The organism is Kitasatospora sp. NPDC048540 (assembly GCF_040651175.1).
Taxonomy (GTDB): Bacteria; Actinomycetota; Actinomycetes; order Streptomycetales; family Streptomycetaceae; genus Kitasatospora.
This window is the reverse complement of record NZ_JBEZIR010000252.1, coordinates 1-3345: the sequence shown is the minus strand read 5'-3', so window position 1 is coordinate 3345 and position 3345 is coordinate 1. Positions and strand designations below refer to the sequence as shown.

Here is a 3345-nt window from a genome sequence, read left to right as displayed (position 1 = left end):
GGCCGGGGAGCTGGGCCGGCCGGCTCAGCCCGCGGGCCGGCCCGTCAGCCGGGACAGGATCGCGTGGTCCAGCGCGGCGGCCGTGGCGGCCACGTGGTGGTGCCGGTCAGCGCCTGGCTCACCGGGCAGTTCTTCTTGGCGTCCTCGGCGGCGGCGGCGAAGCCGGCCTGGTCGAGGCCGGGTACCTCGCCGACCACGGTGAGGTGGATGCCGGTGATGCCCTCACCCGGCTGGAAGGTCACGTCGGCGGTGGTGGTCAGCTTGACGGGCGGCGTGCCCGCGCCGGCCAGGCCGTGCGACAGCGCCATCGAGAAGCAGGACGAGTGCGCGCCCGCGATCAGCTCCTCCGGGCTGGTCTTCCCGTTCGCCACCTCGGCGCGGGCCGGCCAGGAGACCGGGTACGCGCCGATGCCGGAGGAGTCGAACGTCACCAGGCCGGCGCCCTTGAGCAGGTCGCCTTCCCACTCGGTGTGCGCGGTACGGGTGGTTGCCACGATCGGGTACCTCCTGTTGGGGATCTGCCGGGTCGTCAGTTCCGGTGGTGCGGGGACCAGCCTACGGTGCGGGACCCGGCAGCCGGGGCCGCTCCGGGGCGAGCCGCGCGACCCGTCCGCCGGGCGTTCCACATGCCGGACGGCGGGCGGCAAAACCGCGGGCCGGGCAGGCCGCCCCTGTTAGATTGGCCGGGGCCCGGGCCCGGCCGTCCAAGGCGCGCCGGGGCCGTCCCGCACGCCAGCACCAGCCGCCACACCCGGAGCCACCCGATGACGGATCAGCCCACGCAGTCCCCGACCGCCACCCCGGAGAAGGTCGACGAGGCGGTCTGGGCCGAGCTGACCAGCCTGCGGCAGAGCATCGACAACGTCGACGCCGCCGTGGTGCACATGCTCGCCGAGCGGTTCAAGGCCACCCAGCGGGTCGGCCGGCTCAAGGCCGAGCACCGGCTGCCGGCCGCCGATCCGGCCCGGGAGCGCGAGCAGATCACCCGGCTGCGGGAGCTCGCGGCGGGCGCGCACCTCGACCCGGTGTTCGCGGAGAAGTTCCTGAACTTCATCATCGCCGAGGTCATCCGCCACCACGAGGCGATCGCCAGCGAGCCGCTGGCCGACTGACCGGCCGCCGCTCCGGCCGGCCGCCGCTCCGACCTGCTGCTGTCGGGGCGGGATAAGGGCGGGATTTCGCGGTGGGTGGCGATCGGAGTTAGCGTGCTGTGTTCCCTCCCTCTTCCCGCAGGCGGTCTGATCAGTGACCCGGCCCGTACCAGCAGCCGCTTCCCCGTCCCCGGCGCCCGGTCGGCGCCGCTGGCCGTGGTGGGTGGAGATCCCCGTCATGATCACCGTGGGCCTGCTGGTCGCGCTGCTCATCAAGACCTGCTTCTTCCAGGTCTTCTCCATCCCGTCCGGCTCGATGGAGAACACCCTGCAGGTGGGTGACCGGGTGGCGGTCAACAAGCTGGCCCCGCTGTTCGGCTGGCAGCCCGAGGACGGCGAGCCGGTGGTCTTCCGCGACCCGGGCGGCTGGCTGCCGCCGCAGAGCGGGGACGGCAACCCGGTCGCCGCCGCCGCCTCGTTCGTCGGCCTGCTGCCGCCGAAGGACGACAACTACCTGGTCAAGCGGGTGATCGCGACCGCCGGCCAGACCGTGGCGTGCAGCGGTACGACGCTCACGGTGAACGGCCGGGTGGTCGACGAGCCCTATCTGCACGCCGGTGACGACTCCTGCTCGGGCCTGGACTTCGGGCCGGTCACCGTCCCCCAGGGCCACGTCTGGGTGGAGGGCGACCACCGCAGCGACTCGGCCGACTCCCGCTACCACCGGGACAGCTCCTCGGGCGGCGCGGTGCCGGTGGCCGATGTGGTCGGCCCGGCCACGGCCGTGGTCTGGCCGCTCCCTCACCTCGACTGGTTCGGCTGGACCGGCCGCTGACCTGGACCGGCCGCTGACCTGGGCCGGGTCTGACAGTTCGCGTCGGATCAGCGCGCGGCGGTGGGCGCCCGGCTGGGCGTGCCGGTGAAGCGCCCTCGCGCTGGGTCGTACTCGGGCGATTCGCCGGTGCGTCCAGCCGGGGGCACCTCCCGGCCGAAGGCTGGGGGAGGATGCTCGGTGTCGCGCGCCCGGCGGGAATTGTCAGACACGGCCCGGGCCCGCGGCGGCACCGGCGGGCGCCTCGGCGGGCCGCGGACCGGCCGCCGCCGGGGACTCGGGGAGCGACACCGGCGGGTCCGGAACGGGCACCGGTGACTCCGGCACCGGCGCCGGGTCCGCCGCGGGCTTGCTGGTCTGGGCCGCGAAGGCGCCCGCGAGCACCAGGGCGCCGCCCGCCAGCTGCGGCAGCCCGAGGTGCTCGCCGAGCAGGACCCAGGCCAGCACGGTGGCCACCACGGCCTCCAGGTTGGCCACCACCCCGGCCACCGGGGGTGACAGGTGCTGCACCGCCACCACGCCGGTCAGGTACGCCAGCACGGTGGCGACCAGCACCATCCAGGCGGCCGGCAGCAGGGCGGGCAGCCGGTGGCCGTTCATCGTGACCTGCCCGGTGAGCAGGCCCCAGTCGGCCTCCCAGGGCCGGGTGAGGACGGTCAGCACCACCGCGCCGATCAGCAGCCCGAAGGCGCTGACGGCGATCGGGTCGATCGGGCGCTCGCCCTGCCGCCCGGCGTCGGCCAGCACGAAGTAGCCGACCTGGCAGCAGGCGGCGCCCAGCGCGAACAGCACGCCGAGCGCGTCGAAGCTCAGCCCGTTCCAGACCTCGACCACGCAGGCCAGACCGCCCACCGCGACGGCGGCCCCGACCGCGGCGCCCCGGGAGACCGGCCGGCGCTGGACGAACTTCACGTACCCGAGCAGCAGCGGCGGCCCGAGGTACTCGATGAGCAGCGCGACGCCGACCGGTATCCGGGCGATCGAGGCGAAGTAGCAGGCCTGCACACCGGCGACGGCGAGCAGCCCGAAGCCGGTCAGCACCCCCGGCCGCTGCCGCAGCGCCGAGCGGTGCCGCCAGGCCAGCGGCAGCAGGACCAGTGCCGCGCCGGCCACCCGCAGCCACACCACGTGCAGCGGTGACAGGCCCGCCTCGATCAGGGGTTTGGCGGCCGTTCCGGAGCCGCCGAAGGCGAAGGCGGAGACGAGCGCGAGGGTGAGGCCGAGGGAGCGGGCGGAGCGGCGGGGCGAGGGTGTCGAGCTGTGCACCTGCGCATTGTGCCAGTCGGCATACGGTCTACGTAAGGTGCAATCTCGTGATTTGGTACTGCCGCCCGGAGCGCTTCCTGCAGCTGTGCGCGCAGGACAACATGACGGTCGCCATGCCGACCACCCCGGCGAACTACTTCCACCTCCTGCGGTGGC

General features: G+C 74.3%; 4 protein-coding genes. 2 read left to right on the top strand and 2 right to left on the bottom strand.

Annotation, left to right across the window (positions count from 1 at the left end; translation table 11 throughout):
• Nucleotides 1–44: 44 nt before the first annotated feature.
• Nucleotides 45–494 (bottom strand): OsmC family peroxiredoxin, encoded by a 450-nt coding sequence (locus tag AB0D08_RS40585; protein WP_359895400.1) that lies wholly within the window; start codon nt 492–494, stop codon nt 45–47.
• Nucleotides 495–764: 270 nt separating this feature from the next.
• On the opposite strand from AB0D08_RS40585, the gene AB0D08_RS40580 reads away from it, so the two are divergent.
• On the top strand, nt 765–1112 hold the full coding sequence (locus AB0D08_RS40580; protein ID WP_033824826.1) for a chorismate mutase: 348 nt from the start codon (nt 765–767) through the stop codon (nt 1110–1112).
• Nucleotides 1113–1245: 133 nt separating this feature from the next.
• A complete protein-coding gene (lepB, locus tag AB0D08_RS40575; protein ID WP_359895399.1) occupies nt 1246–1926 on the top strand; it encodes a signal peptidase I in 681 nt (226 codons plus the stop codon).
• Nucleotides 1927–2127: 201 nt separating this feature from the next.
• Here lepB and AB0D08_RS40570 read toward each other — a convergent pair whose 3' ends face one another.
• Entirely contained in the window at nt 2128–3189 is a 1062-nt protein-coding gene (locus AB0D08_RS40570) for an EamA family transporter (protein ID WP_359895397.1), read from the bottom strand.
• Nucleotides 3190–3345 lie beyond the last annotated feature (156 nt).